The 24629-nt window shown below is 40.5% G+C and carries 26 protein-coding genes and 1 pseudogene; 12 read left to right on the top strand and 15 right to left on the bottom strand.

Annotated features, from left to right (window positions below):
* Window positions 1–60 precede the first annotated feature (60 nt).
* Together NMS_RS07980 and NMS_RS07975 are read left to right on the top strand one after the other, a co-directional pair.
* On the top strand, window positions 61–495 hold the full coding sequence (locus NMS_RS07980; protein ID WP_041496228.1) for a hypothetical protein: 435 nt from the start codon (window positions 61–63) through the stop codon (window positions 493–495).
* A gap of 128 nt (window positions 496–623) precedes the next feature.
* Window positions 624–998 carry a hypothetical protein gene (locus tag NMS_RS07975; protein ID WP_041496227.1) on the top strand — a complete coding sequence of 125 codons (375 nt, stop codon included), beginning with the start codon at window positions 624–626 and terminating at the stop codon, window positions 996–998.
* Window positions 999–1034: 36 nt separating this feature from the next.
* Here NMS_RS07975 and hemL read toward each other — a convergent pair whose 3' ends face one another.
* From hemL to NMS_RS07955, 4 genes are read right to left on the bottom strand one after another with little or no spacing between them, the layout of a single operon-like run.
* A complete protein-coding gene (hemL, locus tag NMS_RS07970; RefSeq protein WP_041496226.1) occupies window positions 1035–2327 on the bottom strand; it encodes a glutamate-1-semialdehyde 2,1-aminomutase in 1293 nt (430 codons plus the stop codon).
* A gap of 3 nt (window positions 2328–2330) precedes the next feature.
* Window positions 2331–3179 carry a glucosaminidase domain-containing protein gene (locus NMS_RS07965; protein WP_041496225.1) on the bottom strand — a complete coding sequence of 283 codons (849 nt, stop codon included), beginning with the start codon at window positions 3177–3179 and terminating at the stop codon, window positions 2331–2333.
* Window positions 3163–4107: a 1-aminocyclopropane-1-carboxylate deaminase/D-cysteine desulfhydrase gene (locus tag NMS_RS07960; RefSeq protein ID WP_041496224.1), complete on the bottom strand. Its 945-nt coding sequence runs from the start codon at window positions 4105–4107 to the stop codon at window positions 3163–3165. Before NMS_RS07960 ends, NMS_RS07965 begins: the two co-directional genes overlap by 17 nt.
* A 4-nt stretch (window positions 4108–4111) precedes the next feature.
* Entirely contained in the window at window positions 4112–4438 is a 327-nt protein-coding gene (locus tag NMS_RS07955; protein ID WP_041496223.1) for a hypothetical protein, read from the bottom strand.
* Window positions 4439–4753: 315 nt separating this feature from the next.
* Between NMS_RS07955 and NMS_RS07950 the strand changes: the two genes are divergently transcribed.
* The 4 genes and pseudogenes from NMS_RS07950 to NMS_RS13475 all read left to right on the top strand — a co-directional run bounded on the left by NMS_RS07950 (window position 4754) and on the right by NMS_RS13475 (window position 7323).
* Window positions 4754–5968, top strand: coding sequence for a hypothetical protein (locus NMS_RS07950; protein WP_041496222.1), 1215 nt, complete (start codon window positions 4754–4756; stop codon window positions 5966–5968).
* Between the two features lie 19 nt (window positions 5969–5987).
* Window positions 5988–6143: a DUF5522 domain-containing protein gene (locus NMS_RS13910; RefSeq protein WP_158448974.1), complete on the top strand. Its 156-nt coding sequence runs from the start codon at window positions 5988–5990 to the stop codon at window positions 6141–6143.
* A gap of 98 nt (window positions 6144–6241) precedes the next feature.
* Window positions 6242–6781, top strand: a pseudogene (locus NMS_RS07945) (DUF4136 domain-containing protein).
* A 122-nt stretch (window positions 6782–6903) separates the two neighbouring features.
* Entirely contained in the window at window positions 6904–7323 is a 420-nt protein-coding gene (locus tag NMS_RS13475) for an META domain-containing protein (RefSeq protein ID WP_052476845.1), read from the top strand.
* A 130-nt stretch (window positions 7324–7453) separates the two neighbouring features.
* Here the strand turns inward: NMS_RS13475 and NMS_RS07935 are convergent, their stop codons facing one another.
* The 3 genes from NMS_RS07935 to NMS_RS07925 form a co-directional block, all read right to left on the bottom strand.
* On the bottom strand, window positions 7454–7873 hold the full coding sequence (locus NMS_RS07935; RefSeq protein ID WP_041496221.1) for an OsmC family protein: 420 nt from the start codon (window positions 7871–7873) through the stop codon (window positions 7454–7456).
* Window positions 7874–7882: 9 nt separating this feature from the next.
* Window positions 7883–9907: an alpha-ketoacid dehydrogenase subunit alpha/beta gene (locus NMS_RS07930; protein ID WP_052477069.1), complete on the bottom strand. Its 2025-nt coding sequence runs from the start codon at window positions 9905–9907 to the stop codon at window positions 7883–7885.
* A gap of 95 nt (window positions 9908–10002) precedes the next feature.
* Window positions 10003–11373, bottom strand: a complete 1371-nt coding sequence (locus tag NMS_RS07925; protein ID WP_041496219.1) for a dihydrolipoamide acetyltransferase family protein — start codon at window positions 11371–11373, stop codon at window positions 10003–10005.
* A gap of 25 nt (window positions 11374–11398) precedes the next feature.
* Between NMS_RS07925 and NMS_RS13905 the strand changes: the two genes are divergently transcribed.
* Window positions 11399–11560 carry a hypothetical protein gene (locus tag NMS_RS13905; RefSeq protein WP_158448972.1) on the top strand — a complete coding sequence of 54 codons (162 nt, stop codon included), beginning with the start codon at window positions 11399–11401 and terminating at the stop codon, window positions 11558–11560.
* Window positions 11561–11666: 106 nt separating this feature from the next.
* On the opposite strand, the gene NMS_RS07920 is transcribed toward NMS_RS13905, so the two are convergent.
* The 5 genes from NMS_RS07920 to paaZ form a co-directional block, all read right to left on the bottom strand.
* On the bottom strand, window positions 11667–12263 hold the full coding sequence (locus NMS_RS07920; RefSeq protein ID WP_041496218.1) for an acyltransferase: 597 nt from the start codon (window positions 12261–12263) through the stop codon (window positions 11667–11669).
* Between the two features lie 303 nt (window positions 12264–12566).
* Window positions 12567–13319, bottom strand: a complete 753-nt coding sequence (locus tag NMS_RS07915; protein WP_041497581.1) for an enoyl-CoA hydratase/isomerase family protein — start codon at window positions 13317–13319, stop codon at window positions 12567–12569.
* A 99-nt stretch (window positions 13320–13418) separates the two neighbouring features.
* Complete coding sequence (locus NMS_RS14090) at window positions 13419–13634, bottom strand: GIY-YIG nuclease family protein (protein ID WP_316931183.1); 216 nt, start codon at window positions 13632–13634, stop codon at window positions 13419–13421.
* Entirely contained in the window at window positions 13549–13734 is a 186-nt protein-coding gene (locus NMS_RS14030; RefSeq protein WP_316931180.1) for a GIY-YIG nuclease family protein, read from the bottom strand. Before NMS_RS14030 ends, NMS_RS14090 begins: the two co-directional genes overlap by 86 nt.
* 111 nt (window positions 13735–13845) lie before the next feature.
* Window positions 13846–16389 carry a phenylacetic acid degradation bifunctional protein PaaZ gene (paaZ, locus tag NMS_RS07905; protein ID WP_041496217.1) on the bottom strand — a complete coding sequence of 848 codons (2544 nt, stop codon included), beginning with the start codon at window positions 16387–16389 and terminating at the stop codon, window positions 13846–13848.
* A 265-nt stretch (window positions 16390–16654) separates the two neighbouring features.
* On the opposite strand from paaZ, the gene NMS_RS07900 reads away from it, so the two are divergent.
* The 5 genes from NMS_RS07900 to NMS_RS07880 all read left to right on the top strand — a co-directional run bounded on the left by NMS_RS07900 (window position 16655) and on the right by NMS_RS07880 (window position 22357).
* Window positions 16655–17467, top strand: a complete 813-nt coding sequence (locus NMS_RS07900) for a hypothetical protein (RefSeq protein WP_148311351.1) — start codon at window positions 16655–16657, stop codon at window positions 17465–17467.
* Between the two features lie 4 nt (window positions 17468–17471).
* The gene (locus tag NMS_RS07895) at window positions 17472–18272 is read left to right on the top strand and encodes a hypothetical protein (protein WP_041496215.1); all 801 of its coding nucleotides are present in this window, start codon (window positions 17472–17474) and stop codon (window positions 18270–18272) included.
* Window positions 18273–18291: 19 nt separating this feature from the next.
* Window positions 18292–19107, top strand: coding sequence for a hypothetical protein (locus NMS_RS07890; RefSeq protein ID WP_041496214.1), 816 nt, complete (start codon window positions 18292–18294; stop codon window positions 19105–19107).
* Between the two features lie 148 nt (window positions 19108–19255).
* Complete coding sequence (locus NMS_RS07885; RefSeq protein ID WP_052476840.1) at window positions 19256–19861, top strand: ribonuclease HII; 606 nt, start codon at window positions 19256–19258, stop codon at window positions 19859–19861.
* 60 nt (window positions 19862–19921) lie between these two features.
* Window positions 19922–22357: a hypothetical protein gene (locus NMS_RS07880; protein WP_041496213.1), complete on the top strand. Its 2436-nt coding sequence runs from the start codon at window positions 19922–19924 to the stop codon at window positions 22355–22357.
* Here the strand turns inward: NMS_RS07880 and NMS_RS07875 are convergent, their stop codons facing one another.
* The 3 genes from NMS_RS07875 to NMS_RS13730 form a co-directional block, all read right to left on the bottom strand.
* Window positions 22358–23443: a DNA topoisomerase IB gene (locus tag NMS_RS07875; RefSeq protein ID WP_041496212.1), complete on the bottom strand. Its 1086-nt coding sequence runs from the start codon at window positions 23441–23443 to the stop codon at window positions 22358–22360.
* Window positions 23444–23519: 76 nt separating this feature from the next.
* The gene (gene lipB, locus NMS_RS07870) at window positions 23520–24218 is read right to left on the bottom strand and encodes a lipoyl(octanoyl) transferase LipB (RefSeq protein WP_041496211.1); all 699 of its coding nucleotides are present in this window, start codon (window positions 24216–24218) and stop codon (window positions 23520–23522) included.
* Window positions 24219–24299: 81 nt separating this feature from the next.
* A complete protein-coding gene (locus NMS_RS13730) occupies window positions 24300–24458 on the bottom strand; it encodes a YqaE/Pmp3 family membrane protein (RefSeq protein ID WP_084217656.1) in 159 nt (52 codons plus the stop codon).
* Window positions 24459–24629: the final 171 nt, after the last annotated feature.

The raw sequence follows: 24629 nt of genomic DNA, 5'->3' as shown, positions 1-24629 counted from the left end.
TCCTTAAACTATTGAAACAGTGTTGCGTCATAATCACATAAGAATTATAAACATAACATCATGAAAAACATCCTATTACCACTAGTATTTATGTTTGCCATTATCAGCGTTCAAGCTCAAAAAAGAGGCACTGATCGTCAAAATGATCGACGAGATATTGCTGCAAACATTGCTCCAGAACAACTAGCTTCCATGCAAGCGCAAAAAATGACATTAGCTTTAGACCTGACTGACAAACAGCAAAAAGAAATTGAAGCCGTATTAGCTACAAGCATTGCCGAGCGTAAAGCAAATAAAATGACTAAAGAGGAATTCAAAGCGCTTCCTACAGATCAAAAAATGGCCATGAAACAAAAAAGCATGGATCAAAAGATTGCAACGAAAAGAGCCTTCAAAAAAATCATGAATGAAGAGCAGTATTCTCAGTTTGAAAAAATGGCTGCTCGACAGAAAAATTATCGCGGTAAACGTATGCAACGCGCAAAACGTGGCTAGCTCTTAGCCAAAAATAGTTAAAATTAAGCCTGAAGACATTAGTTTTCAGGCTTTTTGCATTTGAAGCAATTGAAATGACCTAAAAACGTTACATCTTTGTATGCTATTTTAAACCACTCTCGAGTCCCATGAAATTTTTATTGTTCTTTGCTATCATTCTTGCCAGTTTTTCTTCAGTGGCACAACAAAAAAATAAGGTTGTATCGCAAGAACAATTGAAAATCATGAATGAAAATGCCAGGAAAAAATCACAGCAATTAATTGAGCCTGAAAAAGAGCTTTCCATGATCATTGAAAAGACACAACTGGACGCCTCTAAAGTTCCTGGGCTGGAAAAAATCGTAACCACCTATGCTAAGGCTGCCAATCACTACAAGAAAAAGCCAGAAACTAAAAATATAGCTGCGCTAAAAGAACTTGAAGTAGAATACAAGTTTGGACTTCGTCAGTTTTTAGGAGAAGAAGATTTCAGTAAACTGATTACTGTTGTGCGAGTGAATTGAGAGGAAGTTCGCTTTCGCGAAAGCGAAAAAACCACATTACCACTTCCCTACCACGGCATCTACTGCCTCAATAGTTCTGTCCAAATCTTCATAAGACAAGGCATCATTTAAAAAGTAACTCTCAAAGGCACTGGGCGGTAAATAAATACCACGCTCCAACATACCGTGAAAATATTTTTTAAACCAGTCATTGTTACCAGTCGCTGCTGTCTCAAAATCCAGCACGGGCTGATCTGTAAAGTGTACAGAAATCATACTCCCGTATCTATTGATTTGGTGATCGATGCCTTGTCTAGAAAGAGTCTCGGCAATCCCCTTATGGAGGTGTTCTGACTTTCCAGCGAGACTGTTGAATATTTCAGGGTTGTTATTCAAATGAGTCAACATCGCCATCCCAGCGCTCATCGCAAGCGGGTTTCCACTTAATGTGCCTGCCTGGTAAACAGGTCCTGTAGGTGCTAAATGATCCATAATTTGCCGTCTTGCTGCAAACGCACCGACTGGTAAACCACCGCCTATTACTTTTCCATAGGTAACGATGTCTGCCTTAACACCAGTGGTTTCTTGTGCTCCACCACGGGCAAGCCTAAAGCCAGTCATGACTTCATCAAAAACAAATAAGGCTCCATGGACGTCACACAAGTCTCGTATCCCTTCTAAAAAACCTTCTTGCGGAATGATACAGCCCATATTTCCTGCGATAGGCTCGATGATAACGCAAGCAATCTGCCCTTCATTTTTTTCAAAAATATCAGCGACTTGCTCTAGGTTGTTGTACTGAGCTAGTAAGGTGTCCTTAGCAGTTCCTGCTGTAACTCCTGGACTATTGGGACTTCCAAAGGTGACCGCCCCACTACCTGCTTGTATTAAAAAAGAGTCGCTATGGCCGTGATAACAGCCAGCAAATTTTATAATCTTATCTCTTCCTGTAAAACCGCGTGCTAGTCTAACAGCACTCATACAAGCCTCAGTCCCACTATTCACCATGCGCACTTGATCCACATTGGGCGCCATGGAAACGACTAATTTGGCAATTTCAGTTTCTAGCTCTGTAGGCATTCCATATGAAGTACCTTTTTTAGTGGCTTCAATGACTGCCTCTACCACAGGTTCAAAAGCATGTCCCAAAATCATAGGCCCCCATGATGCGATGTAGTCGATGAGTCTATTTCCATCTTCTGTATGCAAATAAGCTCCTTTGGCGCTTTTAACATAGACTGGATCACCACCCACTGCATTGAATGCACGTACTGGGGAATTTACACCACCAGGAATGTATTTTTGAGCTTCATTAAAAAGGGCACTACTTCTCTTATAAGTAAAGGACATGTATTAATTTTTAGAGTCGCGTTCAATCATCAACTTGTCACCTATGCTGATACTATCACCGCTAATACCATTGAGGCGCTTGATGTGATCGACTGTTGTATTGTGTTTTCGAGCAATTTGATATAAAGTATCGCCTTTGATTATGATATATTCTAAAGATGCTGGCGTACCAGATTCAACAGACTTACGAGCATAGGCTTTGCCTAAAACTTGCGCATCATATTTGGCCAAATCGTAACGTTCAATCAAACTGATCAATTTGTCAGGATATTTTCTATCTGTAGCATATCCAGCATCCTTAAGGCCTCTAGCCCAACCTCTATAGTCATCAGACTTGAGTCTAAATAAATTTTGATATCGGGAACGTTCTGTCAGGAAAAGTGAATGATCCCTATAAGAATAGGATGCATCTTTATATTTTCTGAAACATTCTTGTGAGGCATCGTCATCGTGATAAATTTTACCACCATTCCAACCCGTATGACATTTCACTCCAAAATGGTTGTTCGCTTCTACTGCGAGCCTTCCTTTTCCAGAGCCGCTTTCTAAAATACCTTGGGCAAGAGTGATACTTGCAGGAATTTTATACAACTGCATTTCTTTCATGGCATCAGCAGCAAATAAGTCGATATAAGCAGCGACATCGTCTTTATAGGACGGTGTAATGGTTTTAGTAACCTTATCCTCTGTTTCTGTAGTACTTACTGGATCAGAAACCTCTGGTTTTTCAGGAACTGTTTTAGTGGTTTTCGCACGTCTTTTTGTAGTCGTAACTTTTTTCTTAGAGCCACAGGAAACCAGCAGCGCTGCGGTAAACACTAGAATAAATAGAGTTTTAAATGTGATCTTCATACTGCAGTTGTAGACGTCCTTTTTTCTTGAGCATTTGGTTGTAACCAGGTATACCTTGTAGACCACCTGTATGGATGGCTAAAATACGAGTTTTGCCGTTAAAAATTCCTTGTTGTATCATTTGTTCTAGGCGATACATCATTTTTCCTGTGTAGATGGGGTCGAGCGGAATTCCGCTTTCGCGAAAGCGAACATTCATATAATCAATGAGCGCATCATTAGATCGTACATAACCGCCAAAATGGTTTTCCCCCACCAACTCGAAAGACCTATCAGAACTAAATTTTTCAATATCTCGACGAAGAAAATCTCCTTTCAATGCTGAAAAAACAAATACTTGATGGCCCTCATTTACTGAGTTGATGATGCCTGCGGCAGTCCCTCCAGTGCCACCTGCCACGCAAATAACATCATACGACTCCAAATCTTTAGACGTAAGGATTTCGTTTGCTCCCTTTACAGCAAGCGCGTTCGTACCACCTTCAGGAATATTGTAGAACACACCATAATCTAACATCAATTGAGCTTGAAAATCTACCTCCATTTTTTCCCGATACTCCTTTCTGCTTACAAACTTCAATTGCATGCCGTTTTTATGAGCAGTTCTCAATGTCTGGTTGGTAGCTAGTGTTTTTTCTAAAGTGTCACCTAATTCCTCACCACGTATAATTCCTATAGAAGATAGTCCTACAATTCTGCAAGCAGCAGCTGTCGCTGCTATATGGTTGGAGTAAGCACCCCCATAAGTCAAGACCTGCGAGTATTCTTGATCTAGTGCCGCCTTAAGATTGTATCTCAACTTACGCAGTTTATTTCCTGAAACTTCCTTATGCAACAAGTCTTCCCTTTTGATATCAATGGTCACATTCAGATCTTCAAAGGTTTTGAAATGTTGATTTACAGAATCTTTATGGTCGAACAACTTCATTTGTTCAGCATCTATAATAGTTTAAAAAATTCCAAAACGACCTGGTTTCCAAAAAATGTAAATCATTCTCTTTACTATAGGCTTCTTTTTCAAATACGATATTGCGATAGGCATCCTTATGATTTCTATTCCTGCGTAAGAATAAATATTCAATAATATACCATATGTAAAATGGTATGACCAGTAACTCCAATTGCTGCTTTAGGTGAATGCGTTCGTGATTCAACAAAGCATTTTGATTCCTTAAGGCTTTGCCTTGGAATATTATAACAGGAAATAAAGCGATTGCTTCTACATTTAAACTCTTGAGTAAACGAAATGTGACTACCATTAAAATTTTATACGAACTCAAAGGTAATAGGATATACTTATAAGAAGATTAGCCGGCTTAAAAGAAATAGTTACTTGATGAATTGAATCAATCGTGATTCTTGTGGATCAAAATTAAGAGCAGTGAGATCTCTTTTAAATATTAATGTCGATAAAACACATAAAAACACGCGTACTCCTTTATCATATGTTTAAAAACATAGTTTTCAGGCCTCTAATAGGTTAAAAAACCTAATGCTTTTACAATAATTAACATACTAATCGATAAAAAGCGTTTTTCTACTGATATATTTGCTTTTCTGTAGATACAATTAAAATGAATAAACTTTTACTTTTTAGTTTTACTCTTTTAGGGGTAATCAGCACCGCGCAAGTTGGGATCGGTACAAACCTTCCAGCTGATGGAACCCTGTTACACATTGAAGACGGGTCAGGAAACAAAGGTATTTTGATTCCCAAAGTTGAAATTACTGACCTATCGACTATCGCTCCACTACCTGCTGCTGCATCTGAGGGCACCCTTGTTTTTAATGAGATTTCCTCAACTGGAATTGAAATAGGCTTTTATTACTGGAGCGGAAATACTACTGGCTGGCTCAGACTTTCAGATAGTGAAAGTGATGAGAGTATTTATAAGGGAGATGGTACCATTGGGGAACTGCGACAAATTAATGTCGATGAGAACAGCCTTCAAATAAACAGCACAGCTACCGCAAATGTTGATGGTAGAGATGCGTTTATTATTCGTAGAACGAATAACGATGACGAGCTAGGAATTGCTTTTAGAAACTCAGGAAACTTTTTTGATGCTGCTATTGGAATCGCCTCGACGACTAATTCACAATTAAAATTTTACACCGTTGGGAATGAAGCAAATGCTGAGGATATAGGGTCAACCTTATCACTTGATGATGCTGGTACAATTATTTTTGACCTGTATGGTCAAGGTAATAAATTGGGCACTCCTTCCTATAACTTGCTAGTAAATAATGCTGGAGAGGTAGTTGAAAAAGAATATTTAGAACCCTTTACCGCAAAATTTGCCGTGAATGATCAATATACTGCTGGTGGTGCTAATCAGCGCAATGTTAATGAAAATTTCGTATCGGGAAGTAATGAATTGCCTTTGTTTGGAAATGTCCTTTGGAATGATAATGCTGCCGTTGCCGCTCCGGCGACAGGAGCCGCAGATGAGAATGACCTAATTATTAACGAAGATGGTTTATACCGTTTTACCGTAAACCTCTCGTTTCAGAGTACTACAGCTAGAACTAATGTAGATGTATTTATAGAATTAACTAGAGCTGGTGCGGACTCCTTTCCTGGAGCAAAGCATTCCAATAATTACGTTCGACAGTTGGACGGACACAACAACTCATCGGTAAGTTTTACGGAGGTTCTAGAACTACAAACTGGTGATGATATTTCTATTATAGGCGCCCGTGAAGCAAATGCAGGCGATGTCTTTTTCAGGAGCGCTACCGAAAATCCAGGTGTAGTATCCAGCATATTTGTAGAGCGCATCAGATAGTCCTTGCTATCTTTACGGTATGAAAAAACACATTCCGTTAGAAGATGGTGACTATTATCTCACGCCAGACGGCTATCGATGTTTTACAGAACAATACCATTTGAAGCGCGGCTATTGCTGTAAGAACGGTTGCAGGCATTGTCCTTATGGATACGATAAGAATAAAGATCACTAGTCCCGAAATCTTCTGATAATTACGGCATTAAAATTGATGCTGTATGTTGAAATTTATTCGCTTTCGCGAAAGCGAACTTATCAAATAAAATCATCGCTATGAAAAAATTACTTTTACTCTTGTTAGTCATCACTGCAATGGTGGGCTGTCAAACTGTTCGTGTTTCTCAGGATTATGCAATAGGCACCGACTTCAATCAATACAAAACCTTTGCTTATCTTAAGAAAGGAATTGATGAAGCTCAAATTTCTGAGCTTGATAAAAAACGTATTCTTCGAGCTATTGATAGTGAAATGATTGCTAAAGGCTTTACCAAATCAGAGAACCCAGACGTGTTAGTAAGCATATTTACAGACAGTAAAGAGCGAGTGAATGTTTATAACAACTGAGGACGAGGTTTTGGCTGGGGCTGGGGCTTCGGTTGGGGTGGTTTTGGCTATAGTGCTCCTTTAGGCGACGTTTCGAGAACGACCGAGGGCGTTTTATATATAGATCTTATAGATGCTCAAAATAAAGAGTTGATCTGGCAAGGTATAGGTGAAGCTGCATTGAAGTCAACGCCACAGGCTAAGGTAGAGCGCACAAACGAGATGGTGAGAGAGATCTTAATGCAATTTCCCCCTAAGAATAATAGGTAACTTTTGATTGACAGAAACTTACACGAGTCCAGCAACCTAACGTTGCTGGATTTTTTTATCAATAATTTGAGAGAAGTCTTGAAGTAATCTGGATACTTTAGAGCCAACTTAAAATAACTATTATGAAAAATCTATTATCTATAAGCTTGATAGCATTACTCACGTTTTCTTTAACCAGCTGTGATGAAACTCGCCAAGTCCTGAACACAGGAAGTCGCGTAGAACTGAATGGAACTTATAATGTGGAAGTCCTGAACGGAGCTAAAGTGAACAATGGTGCGACTATCATTTTCAATGGTTTAGGAAAAACCGTGAGTGGAAATGCGGGTTGTAATACATATAACGCAACTTTTACCGTTGAGAATTTTCAATTGAACATAGGCGATGTTGCTCTTACTAGAAAATCATGTGCTGACATGAGTAAAGAGAATGAATTTATTGCCGCACTGGACAAAGTAAACTCATATCAAAAAAACGGTTCTACCCTAACTCTACTTGCTGCTAATGGCGCCACTTTAATTTCTGCTAAAGCGGCCAATTAACCTGCTACTACTTAAAAAAACATCCCAATGAGCTTAAGCTCATTGGGATGTTTTTTTGCTTTAAATATGTTCGATAAAAGCCTATACTATTAGGCTTAAGGTAAAAGCTAATCTAGATTCCCAGAAGCTTTTATAATTCTTTTCCATTAAGAGATATGGTGTAAGTAATTGCCACTACTCTATCAAACGTCTTAGAAACCGAACAGTATTTCTGGAAACTCAAATCGGCTGCGCGTTGTGCTTTTTCTGGCGTGATTTCTCCTTCTAGATAAACAACAACTTTCATCGCCTTAAATGGTTTGGAATCATCCAGCTCAAAACGTTCTCCTTCTACTTCTACCTTGTAGCTAGAAATTGTTTGTCGTTGTTTTTTCAAGATATGTATAATATCAATAGCACTACAACCGCCAACACCCATTAGAATTAATTCCATAGGACTGGAGCCTTGCACGGTCTCGCTGGACTTATTATCAATCATTACGGGAATTCCAGACGCTCCTTTTGCTTCTAGCAGGTAATTGTCGTTTTTCCTTTCTAGGGTGACTCTCATAGCAATTTATTAGTATTTCAAAACTTCATCAATCTTAACCTTAACCTTCTCTGTACTCGGTATCATAGTTTCTTCCAAAACAGAATTCAACGGTATCGCAGGCATATTCTCAGATCCTATAACCATCACTGGTGCATCCAGATATCTGAAGCATTCTTCTTGAATGCGACCTTGCAAGGCTCTTGAGAAACTATTCTCGCTAGGTTCTTCTGTCACCACCAGACATTTACCGCATTTCTTGACACTCGCAAAAACCGTCTCATAATCCAGCGGGTGCAGCGTTCTCAAATCCACTATTTCTACCCGATCCTGTAAACCAAGTTCTGCAGTGGCATTCATTGACCAGTGCACGCCCATACCATAAGTGATGATGCTCAAGGTTTCTTCTTCCTCTTTTTTCCAGATTTCCTGCAAGACCCAAGCCTTGCCAAAAGGCAACACGTAATCCTCACTAGGCTCAATACTCGTAGCGCCTTTGGTGCCTTTAACTTTAGACCAATACAATCCTTTGTGCTCAAAAATCACTACCGGATTAGGATCATAATAGGCTGCTTTCATCAGTCCTTTCAAGTCGGCACCATTTGATGGATAGGCAATTTTCAAACCTCTAATATTGGATACCACACTTTCCATAGAACTGGAATGGTAAGGTCCACCACTACCGTAAGCTCCTATGGGAACACGCAGTATCATTGACACTGGCCATTTGCCATTGCTTAAGTAGCAGGATCTGGAAACCTCTGTAAACAGTTGGTTCAATCCAGGCCAGATATAATCTGCAAATTGTACTTCTACGATGGGTTTTAGTCCTGCAGCGCTCATTCCTACTGTTGATCCTACGATGAATGCTTCCTGGATAGGTGTGTTGAATACACGATTATCGCCAAATTTTTGCGCCAGCGTAGCAGCTTCTCTAAAAACACCACCTAACCTACCGCCTACATCTTGCCCATACAGCAAACATTCTGGGTGCTTGCGCATCAATTCTTCAATGGCAAATAGCGCGCAATCTACCATCACTACTTTCTCTGCTCCTGCTGGTGATCGCTCGCCTTTTTCTTCGGTTATGGGCGTTGGTGCAAAGTCGTGCATGTATAAGTCGGCTGGTTCTGGATCTGGCATTTCGGTGGCTTGTTCTAATGCCTTTTGGGTTTCCGCTTTCGCGAAAGCGTCAAAATCATCCAGCTCTTCTGCACTAAAACCGTTTTTCTGCATCAAATCACGCATACGCGGATATGGGTCGCGCTCTCTGGATTCTTCCAAATCATCGCGATAGAACTCCATGCGCACACCGCTGGTATGGTGATTCAATAACGGCACGGTCGCGTGAACCAAAAATGGCCTGCGCTCACTTCTAATCTTGCGAATAACCTCATTTAAAGTATTGTAGCTTTCCTCAAAGTCAGTCCCATCGATCGAAATGCGCTCAATACCATGAAAACCAGCAGCATATTCGTAGGCATTTTGCGCTCGAGTTTCTGCTGCATTAGCACTGATGTCCCAACCGTTGTCCTGAACTAAATATAAGATAGGTAACTGCTTGAGTGCCGCCATTTGCATAGCCTCGGCAATCTCACCTTCAGTAACAGATGCGTCGCCTAGGGAACAGACAACTATTGAGTCTGAAGCCGAACTTGAACTCGAATTTGATTCAAGTTCATTTCTTTGATCCTCAGTTAAGCTCTCGCGGTAATGGAAACCAAGAGCCACACCAGTAGCAGGAATTGCCTGCATTCCAGTCGCACTGGATTGATGCGGTATTTTAGGCTTGTCAATGTCATTCAATGACGGATGTGAATAATAGGTGCGACCACCTGAAAATGGATCTGCTTTTTTAGCGAGCAGTTGTAGCATCAAATCGTATGGCTTCATCCCAATTGCCAGCAGCATCGCATCATCCCGATAATAGGGAAACGCATAATCCTGTGGCAAAAGCTGCATTCCTATAGCAGTCTGAATAACCTCATGACCGCGACTGGTCGCGTGAACGTACTTGGAAACTTGTTTAAAGTTTTCCTCGTAGAGTTCTGCCATTGCCTTGGCGGTTACCAAGTTCTTATAACCTTCTTCTAAAACTGACTTTTTCAAATGCTCATTTTTAATATCAAGCCGCCAAAGAGCGGCTTTGTTTAACAGCTACTTTCTGGAGCTTTTTCTAAGTTTATCGCCACTTGCTTTAAAAAGCTTCCTCCTAAAAACCCATCAACAACCCGATGGTCAAATGATAAGGACAACATCATCATACTGCGTATCTCAATGCTATCTTCTCCATCGCGCGTCATTACTTCAGCACGTTTTTTAATAATTCCGGTGGCGAGAATAGCCACTTCTGGCTGATTGATAATAGGTGTTCCCATCAACGAACCGAAAGTCCCAACATTTGAAATGGTGAACGTACCACCCTTAATATCATCGCCACCTAACTTATTCTCTCTTGCAAGGTTTGCCATGCGATTCACATCTGCAGCAATTTCCTGTAATGATTTTTGATCGGCATTTTTAACGACCGGGACAATTAGATTTCCTGATGGTAAAGCGGTTGCCATTCCTACATTGATGTTTTCTTTGACGATAATATTTTTCCCATCAACACTGGCGTTGATATTAGGAAATTCTTTGATCGCTCTCGCCACGGCATCCACAAACAAAGGTGTAAATGTCAATTTCTCACCATATTTCTCTTGAAAAGGTGCTTTGTTTTTATTGCGCCAATTCACCAAGTCCGTCAAGTCTGCCTCAACATAAGCCGTCACATGCGGACTCGTGTGCACAGAATATACCATGTGATCTGCAATCATGGATCGCATGCGATCCATTTCAATAATCTTGCCTTGACCTTTATCAAACTTTAATTGCGGTATGCGATATGCCGTTGGGTCTGGCTCGTTTGAAACTGCTTGAGCAAACTGATTGGGCCTGCCTTCTTTCAAATACTGGATCACATCACTTTTGCGCAATCTACCTTTGTTTCCAGTAGCAGGAATACGAGCGAGTTCTTCATAAGACATGTGATTCTCACGAGCAATTTTGTCAACTAGCGGACTTACAAATAAGTCTTTATTGATGTACGAGGTTGAAACCGAACTTGAACTTGAACTTGAACTTGAAACACTACGTTTTTTGTCATGCTGAACTTGTTTCAGCATCTCTTTCTTTTTGTCAGAATCTTTTTCTGATGAAACATCTTCCAGTCCAGCAGGTTTTTTAATTTCCTGATGGTCATCGCTGGGCGTCACTTTTTTTGAGCTTTCACCACTTGAAGCTTCGAGTTTTGCAACCGGCTTTCCTATTTCTACGACATCTCCAGCACCTGCGAGATATTTAATCATTGTACCGTCAAATGGTGCAGGCACTTCATTATCTACCTTGTCAGTCCCAACTTCTACGATGATATCGCCTTCTTCAAAGGAATCACCTTCTTGAACAAGCCAGTTGAGAATCGTTCCTTCCGTAATCGATTCGCCCATTTTGGGCAGTATAAAATCTGTGGTTTTTGCCATGTTTCAAATTTACAAAAACTAACAGTTGTTAGTAGAGAAGATTGTGTTGGAATTCGCTTTCGCGAAAGCGGAGTTTGACAAAAGACTAGCTCGTCTTAAGCTTTGCTCAATTCTTGCAGACGTGAGACGTACGACTGATTTGATGAATAAGCAAAGTCTAGTGGAATTAGACTTGAGTAGATTCTAGTTTTTTCTCAGAGCCGTAACCCTACCATTGACAAGTCATATAAACTGAGTTCTCGGCTTCGACAGGCTTAGCCTGACAGCTAAATTCAGAAGTCAGAACTCAAAGTTCAATTTTTCTTTATCTCCCGCAACGTCTTATAAAAATCTTCCTGAACAGGGCGGTTTGCGGGAATTTCTCGTAAAGGCTCAACTTGCTTCATTGTCGCGTGACAATCAGCCGGTAGCTGCTGGTAAAGTTTTGTTCCCGCGGTTTTCCAGGCGATCATCTCCTCGCTCACTTCCTTTATTTTTTTGGCAGGATTGCCCACAATGAGGCTGCGTGGTTCAAAAACAACTTCAGCCTTAACAAATGACATTGCACCTACGATGCACTCATCGCCTATTACCGCATCGTCCATGATCACGCTGTTCATGCCTATCAAGCAGTTGCGACCCAGATTAGCTCCATGAATCACAGCTCCATGCCCGATGTGTGCGCTCTCTTTAAAGCGAATGCTCTTACCAGGAAACATATGAACCGTGCAATTTTCCTGGACATTGACGCCATCTTCCAGAATAATCTCGCCCCAATCGCCGCGTATCACCGCGCTAGGGCCCACATAACAATTTTTCCCGATGATCACATTACCAATCACCGCCGCCAGCGGATGCACAAATGAACTCTCGTGTATTACTGGTATGTGGGATTTGAAGCTGTAAATCATGAGTTTTTTAGATATAAGAACGATGATAATAACTTTAATGAAAAATCCTTATTTAGAATCATTCTAAATAAGGATTTTTATTGTACATTTAAAATATCTTAGGAAAGCCTTCAAACTATTACCTAAGTATCTACAGCGGATGCTGCTGGTCAAATGTTTTAGTAAAATAAAGATATGAAAATGGACTCAACTTTTATGGTTTTCATCCTGCTCTTTTTATTACTTATTCTTCAGATTATAAGAACAAGTAAGCAGCAGTAAATTTTAAACCTCTTCAATTTTTAAGAGATTGAAGAGGTTTTTCTATTTAAATCGTTTCAGTGTCTCTTTAGTAAATTCACTCAAAACCAATCTACCTGAAATCTTAGCGCGTTCCGCCAAAAGTTCGTCCCAATTCTCACAATTGGACCACATCATTTCTTTCATGTGTTTCATAGCTTCTGGATTGTAGTTGCACAGATTTTCTGCAAATTTCTGGACGGCTTCATCCATGTCTTTTGTGGAATCGTAAACCTCAGCAAACAATCCGTTTTGTTGCGCCCATTCTGGTGAATAAAATTCGTTTGCGTTAATGGCGATCTGGCTCATACCGCTTAAACCTAGTTTGCGCTCGACAGCTGGACCTACCACAAATGGGCCAATTCCTATGTTTAATTCACTCAGTTTGATGCTCGCAAATTTGGTTGCAAAACAATAATCTGTGGCACTGGCAACACCAACGCCGCCACCAACTGTTTTTCCTTGAACGCGACCTATGATAAACTTGGGACATTTGCGCATCGCATTAATCACATTTGCAAAGCCGCTGAAAAATACCTCGCCGGTCTTTTCATCTTCGATGGCTATCAATTCTTTGAAACTGGCGCCAGCACAAAATGTGCGCTCACCGCCTGATTTTAAAATAACGACTTTGGTGTCGTCGTCATTTCCCGCATCTGTGATCGCTTGAGCCAGTTGTGCTAGAATATCGCCTGGCAGCGAGTTGTGTGCTGGGTGGAAGAATTCTATGGTTGTTATTTGATTTTCTGTTGTTGTTTTTACGTATTCCTTAGTCAAAATTTCAGTTTTATGTGTCAAGCCGTCGCAGGACGGCTTCGCTCACTCGTTATTTTCAAATCTTATTCAAGCCGCTGCAGAGCGGCTTCGGTTTCTAGTTTAATTAAATCTCTCTTTACTCGTTACAAACCCATCAAAATTCCAATTGTTTGCAAGATCTTTCCATTCTGGGTTTATCGACTCTATTAGATTGATTTTGTATTCTCTTTTCCATTTCTTGATCAATTTTTCACGCCTTATCGCATCTATAGGTCCATCTTGCTTTTCGAACCAGACCCAATTGCTTGATATTATAATGTCCGGTATGTGTTTCAAAGGTCGCATTCTTATGGTCAAAGACTATTTGTTTTATATTGTTTGTTACACCTACATAAAACAATCGATTCTCGATATGAGCCATGATGTAGGTGAACATTGTATTCATTGTGGGTAGATGCTAGTTTTAATGATTTCGTTAGTTAGGTAGCGAAGCCGTCCTGCGACGGCTTGACTATTCGACTGTCAAGCCGCTGCATAGCGGCTTCGCTTAATCGATTATTCCAAATTGAGTTAGGTGGTGTGAAACATGCTTCCTTTCCAACAAACTCCACTCATACTTACTCAACTCTCCAAAAACAGCATTCTTAGTCACGGCCTTTGGGTTGCGTTTGAAATAATCCAGGTATTCCTCACGTGCTTCTAGCATTTTGGCTTTGGCAGTTTGCAGATCTTCATGCTTCAAATCTTCCAGCGTGCCGTCCTGCTTCATCAACGGCATTTTATGGTTTTGCGGCATCTTTTTGTAGTTCCATAAGGTTGCGGCGACTTTTTCCAAATGTTCTTCTGGTGTTGCCACCTCAAAATCCTGAATCTGACCAGCAGCGATTCTGTAACTCATTTCCAGATGCTCGACCATGTGTTGTGCGGTCATGATTCCCCATTGAGGTTTTGTGTCCGAGTTCAATTTCGCGAAAGCGGACTTGATATAACCTTCAGTGATTTCTGGGAACGTGTCCTGGCGTTTTTCAACCATGGTCAGGATCGTGGCAATTGCGACAAGCGACTCTGCTTCTTCATCGGTTTTGCCATTTTCATAATCTACTGGCTCTGCATCAAAGACTTCAACGTACCATTTTACGATTCCGCTAGGGTGCTCGCGGCCATTGACGTCGCGCTCGCGTTTTTCCTTGCAGGTCAACCGCACATAAATTGTATCGTTGTGATATAAAGGTCGTAAGAATCTGATATCTTCCAAGCCGTAGTTAGCAGATACTGGACCTTTATTGGGATAGACAAAAAGTCCTGCGGCAGCACTGATGATAAAGTAACCGTGAGCCGTTCGTTTCTTAAAAATACTGCCTTCCAGACTGGTAATATCAGTATGCGCATAAAAATGATCCCAAGTCAAATTTGCAAAGTTCTGAATATCAGTATCGGTTAAAGTACGTTTATGCGTTTCCAGAGACATTCCGGGTTTTATGTCCTCATAATGATAGGCGAACGGATGTTTTTCGGCTTCTTTGTAGGCGCCGTTGGGTTGGTAAATTCCAGTGATTTCGGTCAAAGATGTTGGGCTTCCCTGAACGGCACATCGCTGCATGTAGTGCTTAATACCGCGCAAACCGCCCATTTCCTCACCGCCACCGGCGCGTCCTGGACCACCGTGAACCAATAATGGTAACGGCGAACCATGACCCGTGGATTGTGGTGCACTTTCTCTATTCAAAGTCAATATTCTGCCGTGTGATGATGCGGCGTTGATGGTGTACGCTTTCGCGAAAGCGTCATCTCCAGTGACCACACTGCTCACCAGCGAGCCTTTGCCCATGTGAGCTAGCTCAATCGCCTCGTCCAAGTTTTTGTAGGGCATCAACGTACTCACCGGACCAAAGCATTCTACCTCGTGAACCTGGGTATTCTTGAATGGCTCATCCTCTCGCATCAAAATAGGCGACATAAACGCACCTTTCTGGGCGCGATCGCCGGTGATCTGAACCTCATCCAGATTCCCGTAAACGATGTCTGCAGTTTTTGAGATCTTGCTAATTTGCTCCTTTAAAGTATCACGCTGCTCGTTGTTGATCATCGCGCCCATGCGGGTTTCCCGCAATAATGGATCACCGATGACGGTTTGTGATAGTTGTTTTCCTAGCGCGATCTGAACGTCTTCCATCAAATTCTCTGGAACCATGATCCTGCGAATAGCCGTACATTTTTGGCCGGCTTTTGAGGTCATTTCTTTGCGTACTTCCTTGACAAAAATGTCAAATTCTGGAGTCCCAGGAACCGCATCTGGTCCCAAAACCGAGGAGTTTAAGGAATCTGCTTCCATGGTAAATGGCACCGATTCTTCCAACAATCGCGGATGCGATTTTAATTTTCTTCCAGTTGCCGCACTACCTGTAAAGGTCACAACATCTGTAGAATTTACGTTGTCCAAGATATTTGTGGTCAAGCCACTAAGCAATTGCAAAGCTCCTTCAGGTAGAATCCCGCTGGCTATGATTTCGCGCACGACAGCCTCGGTTAAAAATGCGGTTTGTGGTGCTGGCAATACGACTGCTGGCATTCCTGCCATCCAATTGACGGCGCATTTTTCCAACATTCCCCAAACCGGGAAGTTAAAAGCGTTGATATGCACAGCTACACCACGACGTGGCACCAAAATATGATGCGCCATAAAGCGACCTCCACGAGATAGATCTATAGGATCGCCTTCAACCGCGTAGGATTGATCTGGAAAGAGTTTACGCAGACTTGCGTTTGCAAAAAGATTTCCAAAACCACCTTCTATATCTACCCAGGAGTCGGCGCGTGTCGCTCCAGTTCTATAGCTTACTTCGTAAAATTTAGCTTTGCGTTTTTCCAAATACAACGCCAGTTTCTTGATCATGTTTCCACGTTGTTGGAAGGTCATGTTGCGTAATGTCTTCCCATGATCGCGACCGTATTGTAAAACTGATGCGATATCAAGATTTGCCGTAGAGGTAGCTCCTATTTGCTCACCGGTAATGGCATCCCACATGAAACGCTCGTTACCGTCCTGTTTTCCTGCCTGCCACTGACCGTTTATATAACTCTTTAAAATCATAGATAATTAGTTCTAATCTGGTTTTGATGGAATTTCGCTTTCGCGAAAGCGAACTATCCCTTTTTCTTTTGCTAAAATACAAAATCTAAGGAGCGATGACTAACAAGTGTTAGTCAGAAATCATCGAATAAATCTGTAAGTAAAATCTTAATAACCAAAGTGTTAACCGACCAAATGCATAGAATATCGCCAAATAACGTTAAAAAAACATAAAACACCGATATTCAGACATCTGACTCCTACTTTTATTCGTAAGGTTAAATGTATGAGATCCATTCTACTTATTTTTCTTGCTTTGCATTTTACGGATTGTCATCCCTTGATGGCACAGGCTGGCATCAATACTACCCATTTTTCACCTGGAGTAGCCTTTGAGGTTACTGGCGATGGAACACAAGGAGTTATTCTTACAAGATCAAACATTGAAGATTTAAATACGGAGGCGCCATTCCCTATTGGTATTGAGGACGGCACTCTTACTTTCAATACAAATACCGCATCTGGATTAGGTTATGTATGGTGGGATAAACCAGCCCACACTTGGAGGTATGTAGATCCATATATTGGGAAGAAAGAGCTTTACGGCAACCCTGTAGCTGATGGCGCCGCTGGTGATTTGAATCAAGATGTAAGCGCTGGATTCAAGATCCCCATATTTGGTAATCCGGAATTTAACGATAACAACAATCTCTATGAGACGGTTGGTGCTAATTCTACAGAACAAAGTAAAAATCTTAAAATAAACGCTAGCGGTAGATACCGTATCGCAGTTACTTTAGGCCTGGAGGCTCAAGAGGATAATGACTTAATTGATGATAATGTTGTTGAAATAAGGCTCCAAATTACCGATAGTTTAGGAAATACCACCTATCCTGGATCTAATCAGCATAGTTCTGAAATGGATGATAATCGCAACTCTGAAGATGACGATGGTGCCGTAAGCTTTGTTGAGATTATAGAATTAAAAAAAGATGACGTAATAAGTCTAGCTTCCTATCGATCAAATGCTAGTGGTGACAATATAGTATGGCTTAATGCAAGTCGCCCTAGTTCATTCTACATCATAAAGATCAACTGATTTTATGAATACTAATTTGACATATATATTCGGTAGAATTCTCCTCACGTTACTATTTCTATTAGCTGCGATATCTGGTCTTGCACAAGTTGGGATAGGAACTGATGGTGCTCCAGCGGTTGGTCTTCTATTGGAGGTAAATGGCTCTCCTAGTTCATCTGGTGTTGTACTACCTGAAGCGGATATTGTTGATCTTACTACAATCAGCCCATTGCCCGTAGGAACCGAATCTGGAACCTTAGTTTTCAATACTAATCTTGAATCAGGTCCAGGTTTTTATTTTTGGGACGGTTCATCCTGGGTGCGGTTCAATGCGTATGTAGGTCAAATGGCAAAGTTCAAAAATCCAAACGCTCAGGTTACATCAGGAAATTTGAATAATGGTGGCGGTACCGTTCAAATTGTAGGAAGTACTGAATTTAATGATAATACGGTGCTGTACCAGGCTAGCGGGACCACTGGAATTACGGTGAATGAAACCGGAATTTACCAAGTCACAGTGGCACTATCGCTGGTAGGTAATTACGGTACTTCTGGAAATGCAAGAAGAGATGGACGTGCAGAAATTGATATACGCATACGAGTAAACGGGTCAGATAGAGGTCCTCTGTATCGTAGTACAGAAATGAACATGACTTCAACATCACCTACAGATAACGGTTCACTTTCATTCACACAATCTGTGAAAATAAATGCGGGTCAAACCATAACCTTAAGACATCAATCTTCAAAATCAGAAAATGTGGGAATTGTAAGACTCAGGTCCCTTGGAACATCGACCATCTTTATACAAAAAATACTTTAACTCAATTATCACCTCATATATGCTTCCTAATCTTTCCAATCATTTTTACACCACTCTTGTAGTCATGTTTGCCTTAGGCATTTGCTTTCCTGCAACTGCTCAGGTAGGGATTGGAACTGATTCTCCTGCAACAGGAACAATTCTCCATGTAGAAGATCTAGATGGAACTGAGAAGTCTGGTGTTCTCTTTACTAAAGTACATTTGACCGATTTAAGCAAAACCGACCCATTACCCGAAAACACAAGGAAAGGAACCTTAGTTTATAATATTAATGAAGATCTACAAAGAGGTTATTTTTACTGGACGGTAACTAAATGGCAAAGGCTCAACGCTACTATCGGCTCCATGGCAAAGTTCATAAATTCCAGCAATCATACTGATAATAATTTAAACGTGGTAGGAGCTACAAAGGCAGATATTTTTGGACTGCCAGCCACAAAGCCTGCATTCAATGATGCTCCAGAGTTGTACCAGAGACCTAACTCGACCCCATCCAGTAATCCCATAAATAGACGTTTTCTTGATGTAAAAGAAGCTGGCCGTTATCAGATTACCGTTAATTTATCGATGGAAGCAGATCCTACAAACGGTGGCTTATCACAAATTGAAGCTCGACTTGAGATAGACAATACTGAGGTTGGTCCATTTTTTAAAAGCTCAGAAATGAAAGCAAGCGATGGCTCTATAAGAGGTTCGATATCCTTTACTCAAACTTTATTCATTCCGGCAAACTCAAGACTTAGTGTTAGTTGTCGACGTGCCACCAACAGCTCAGGTGCAGTTTACCTTTCCGATTCAGGAACTAGTAGTTTTTTCATAGAAAAATTGTTTTAATTTCTGGCGAGGATTTTAGTTAAACTTCCCCACTATGAATTCATAGGCTGCAATAATTCCTGCGAGTAAAAATTTAAGCCTCCTTCATTTCTTTCTAATATACTAGGACATGTTATAGATTTGTTGAAGTACATGAATTTCTTAATCATTGACTTCCTTAAAAGAAAAAATACATCTCGACTTAATCGAATGCGGAACTGACGAGGCTGGTAGGGGTTGTCTGGCTGGACCCGTGACTGCCGCAGCTGTGATTCTACCACAAGGTTTTGTTTGTGCAGGATTGACTGATAGTAAAACGCTTTCGCGAAAGCGAAGAAACCAACTGAGAGAAGTCATTGAAAAAGAAGCCCTGTGCTACCATGTGGCTCATGTGCATCAAGCCAAAATAGACGAAATCAATATTTTAAATGCCAGTCTACTTGCGATGCATTTAGCTATTGACGGTCTCAAAATCAGACCAGAACATATTGCTGTGGATGGAAATCGTTTCCACAAGTACAAAGATATTCCCGCTACTACTGTTATTAAAGGGGATGGAAAATACCTCCATATTGCGGCAGCCTCCATACTGGCTAAAACATATAGGGATGAATTTATGGAGCAATTGGACAAAGAATTCCCACAGTACAAATGGCAGAAAAATCAAGGCTATCCTACTGCTCAACATAGATCTGCTATACGGGAGCACGGTACGACCATTTACCATCGCATGAGTTTTAAACTGTTGCCAGAGCAGTTGAAATTGCCGCTATAACTTTCTTAAAAAGCCATGCTATTGCCGTATAACCTTCTATTTTTGCTCAAATTATCATTCATGAGCAAACTATTAGGAATTCTTGGTTTTATATTAATTCTCACCAGTTGCACTGATACGGTGAGCGTAGAAAACGCCTTAGTTCACAGCATTCCTACGGACTCTAAAATTATTGTAGCATTGTCTGATATGGATGATTTACAGTTGCTACTAAATGATAACCCGTTGATGGAACAATTGCAGTCGCTTTCCAGAATGGAGGAACTCAAAAAAGCTAGCGCATTTCTAGATAACTATAGTTTAAAAGAGGAGTCTTTTATAGCACTAAGCATTGAGGGTAAAAATCAGGTTGCCATTACCCTAGTGACAGAAGGGTTCAAAAATCCAATTGACAGTGCCTCTATTAAAAAACGAATCGAATACAACCAGATAGAAATTTTAGAGAAATCAGCTAAAGGAGGAAGTTATTACTCTGCAAACAAAGACGGCGTTCATATAGCAAGTTCATCTCTTTTAGTAGTGGAGAGTTTGATAAGAAGGAATATTGCAGAATATGTTTTTGATCCAGGGTTTCAAAAACTCTATGAACGCACCCACGATGACTTAAGTTTTTATGTGAGAGCAACTGATCAAAACTGGCTGTACTATTTTCTTTTAGGAAGAAATAAATCAGAGCTACATAATTATGCGCAATGGTTTCAATTAAGCCTAAAAAAAGATCCTACTGCCTTGCATTTTGAAGGGTTGATCTCCTATAAAGATAGCATCAAACAAAAGCATGCGCTGTATAATAATTTAGAAGCTCAAGAAAATCAGCTGGATCGAATCGCTCCGGCAAACAGTCGTTCCCTAAGCGCATTTACGTATGGTGATGTTAGTCAATTGACTAACAATCTGACTACATATTACAATCGAATGCCAACAGTAAGTCCGCAGCTCATGGACATTCTATCTAACGCACAGGAAGTCAGTCAAATTCAATTGGAACAAGGAAGTGCCTTGGCATTTACTCTTTTACCCTATGAAACTTTATTCATGGATTTAGATAGTTTAAGCAGTGCCAAGTCCACGTATCGTGATCAATCAATTTATTCGTTGACCAAACCTATTACCACAAATTCACTTTCTCCATTACTTACTGAAGGGTCTTTTTCACAAGTCGCTTTACTAGATGACTTTTTAGTGATCGCTGCAGATAGAGAAAGCATTGAAATGATTGTTTCTAATTATGAAAATGGAACCACACTTGCAGCTCAATTATGGTGGAAAGACGCTAAAAAGAACATAAGTAACAGCAGTAGCCTCATCAATATCACCAGTGTACCATCTTTGAAATCACCAATTATTGAGGTTAGTAAAGAAGACCTAAAAGTCTTGAACGCAATTGACATGAGTACTACAAAAGCAATCATCAGTCAATACGTCCATGAGGATGGTTATGCGTTTTACAGAATGGAAATACCCTATGCAACGACCGCTGCAGATCAACCTCTTGTTGCGCAAATAGGAACTTTCAAATCTGAAAAGAATATTATTGCTGGACCACATTTGTTTCCCAATCATCTCAATAACACCCAAGATGTCGCCTTTCAATCTGAAGATTTTCAGCTCACTTTAATCTCTGAAAACGGGACGCCGTACTGGAGCAAATCTTTAGACTCTAAAATAGTGGGAGACATTCATGCAGTGGATGTGTATAAAAATGGAAGGAAGCAATTGCTATTCTCAACTGAGAAGAAAGTGTACCTATTGGACAGAGATGGTGAAAATGTTGATCAGTTCCCCTACGATGCTAAAAAAACCATCACTCAACCTCTAAGCGTCTTTGATTACGACAATGATAAAGATTATAGATTTGTGGTAACCACAGGTGATGAGATAACCTTACTGAACAATCGAGGAAACACAGTCAGCGGATTCAACTATAAAAAATCAGGTAAGATTACGAGTTCTCCTCAGCATTTTAAAAGAGGTAATAAAGATTACATTGCATTTACTACAGCTAGAAATCAATTGCAATTGTTGAGCAGAACAGGACAAGTGCGAACCCGAATTAAGGATAAAATAGAAGCTAGATCACCTTTGTATTTCAACAACAATTTGATTCAGTTTATTAATTCTCAAAACAAACTCCTTCAGGTTAATCCTACTACTGGTAAAGTGACTACAGCCAAAACTTCATTAGATCCAGAGAGTCATATATACATGACTGAACGCAGTCAGCTCATTCAAACAAAAAACACCATTCAGTTTAATGGGAATAAGGCTGATCTGCCTTATGGCACATACCTGCCAGCAGAAATAACTAAAGTGGGATCCCAAGAATTTGTAAGTGTTGTTGACAACGGAGAAAATAAAGTCTACATCATAGACTCTAAGGGATCCATTTTACCGTTTTTACCTGTATATGGTAATGGCACAGCGGAAATTGCTGGTGGTAAAGAACGTTACCTTACCACTAGAGATGGAAATGACGTGATTATTTATAAATGGTAACTAAGCTTCTAATTGAAACTCAATTTCGAAATTTTGAATGATCTCTTTTACACAACGTTCCGCAGGGGATAGCAAATCTTTTTGTTTGTAAGAACTTGCCTTTTTACGCCACTTGCTGAAATCTCCGGTTTCGTACACGTTCGGAATCTCTGGATGCACATAGTACTGTCTGCACACTGCTCTTGTATTTCCTAATTCTTCCGCCGCAGCGTCATACCCGGTAAGTATGTTATGATTGGTTTGCTTTTTGGTAGTAGGTTCAGGTAGCTTGATCATGGTTTCAAAGAAAACGGTGCTCGCTCCCCAGGTTCTAAAGTCTTTAGCCGTGAAAATTTCCCCTCCTATTTCATGGATGTAATCATTGATCATCCCGCTATCAATAGCATGGTGTTTTCCCTTTTCATCATAGTATTGAAAAAGTTCCCAGCCCGGAATATCTTGACATTCATGAATTAATTCAACTAGCTCAGGGTCATCAATTTGAGTGTTTTGTTGTACTCCTTTTTTACCCTTGAACTCAAAGGATATTCCCTCGATAGTTTCTTTCAAATGTTTTGTACGCAACGTGGATAGCCCGTAAGTTTTATTTTTTTTAGCATAGTATTCATTACCTACTCGCACATGAGTCAAGTCCATTACAGACAAGACGATAGCAAGACACTTGTTGCGAGGCATTCCTTCTAAATGAAGATCTTGTTGCAATCGCATTCTAATTTTGGGTAACGCTTTCGCGAAAGCGGACATTTTAAAAAACTTAGTTTGGTTTCTCAAAATGTTCCACAAATCATGGTATCGATACACCTTGCGACCTTTATCATCTCGCCCTACGGATTGCAAATGCCCATTTGCCACTGCGGAAATACGCACGTTATTCCAACCGGGTGGAATTACTAAAGATTTGATACGTTTGAGCTCTGCCTTGTCCTTAACTCGATCCTTATTATTAATCAAATAGGTAAAACCGCGGCCGTATTTTTTTCTATGTATGGTAAGGTGTTCATCTTGAATATACACCAGATCAGCGAGATGTGCTGCGATTTCTGGTTCTGATAAAGCTTCCTTGATTTGTTTTGGTGTGAGCGTCATGCTTTAAAAATAATCCAGTAGGAAAAAGCGGACACTTAAGAAAGTGCCAAATATTAGAGCTCTGGTGATTTAGACTTTAGCCTACCAGCTCAGCCTCAAACAATTCTGTGAAATACATTTTAATTTTTTGTTTCACCTCATCCATGTCAATTTCACGTTTTAATTCAGATGCGAGCGATGTGACCGCTTTGTCTTGAATTCCGCATGGTATGATGTGATCAAAATAGCCAAGGTTTGTGTTAACATTAAACGCAAAACCGTGCATGGTCACCCATCGACTGGCTCGTACACCTAGAGCACATATTTTGCGAGCAAATGGCGTACCTAAATCCAGCCACACGCCTGTCTCGCCAGGGCTGCGCTCGCCTTTCAAACCGTAATCTGCTAGAATTTTGATAAAGATTTCTTCTAGAAAACGCAAGTATTTATGAATATCTGTAAAAAAGTTTTCTAGATCAAGAATAGGATAACCTGTGATTTGCCCAGGTCCATGATAGGTTATATCTCCGCCACGATTGATTTTATAATAAGTAGCACCTATGTCAGCAAGTTTTTGATCATTTGCCAGAAGGTGCTCTACATCTCCACTTTTACCCAGCGTGTATACATGATCGTGTTCCACAAACAATAAGTGATTCTCAGTTTCTAACCCAGCGTCCTGCCTTCTATTTTGAATTTTAGTATCCAGGATATCTTTAAACAGTTCCTCCTGGTAATCCCAAACTTCCTTGTAATCCTTGCGGCCTAGATCCTGAAAAATGACGGTTTTATTCATCCTGTAAAGGTACAGCCAACAGATTTAATTGCCCCTGTGTTTGCGGACCAAAGCAATCAATAGTATCAAAATTGGATGGGTTTACCTATTAGGATTATTCAAAATAATCAAGGCAGCAATGACCCCAGGCACCCATCCCAGCAATGTCAGAATAAAAACAATAACTATAGAACCACAACCTTTATCAAGGACGGCAAGAGGTGGCATAATGATAGAAAGAAGTACTCTCCAAATGGACATAAAATCACAGATTGTGTTTGATAAGACATTCAAACTAGGTAATAGTTACACTGGTTCTAAAAATTAATTCCGCTATTTGAGGTAATTCGCTTTCGCGAAAGCGAAAACATCATACAGCTCACTAATAGTCAAAGTCAAATGTGTTTTGCCACACCACATTACAAAGTTATC

The sequence above is a fragment of the Nonlabens marinus S1-08 genome (assembly GCF_000831385.1).
GTDB classification, from domain to species: Bacteria; Bacteroidota; Bacteroidia; order Flavobacteriales; family Flavobacteriaceae; genus Nonlabens; species Nonlabens marinus.
Note: the sequence above shows the minus strand (reverse complement) of the source record. Positions and strands in the feature narration are given on the sequence as shown.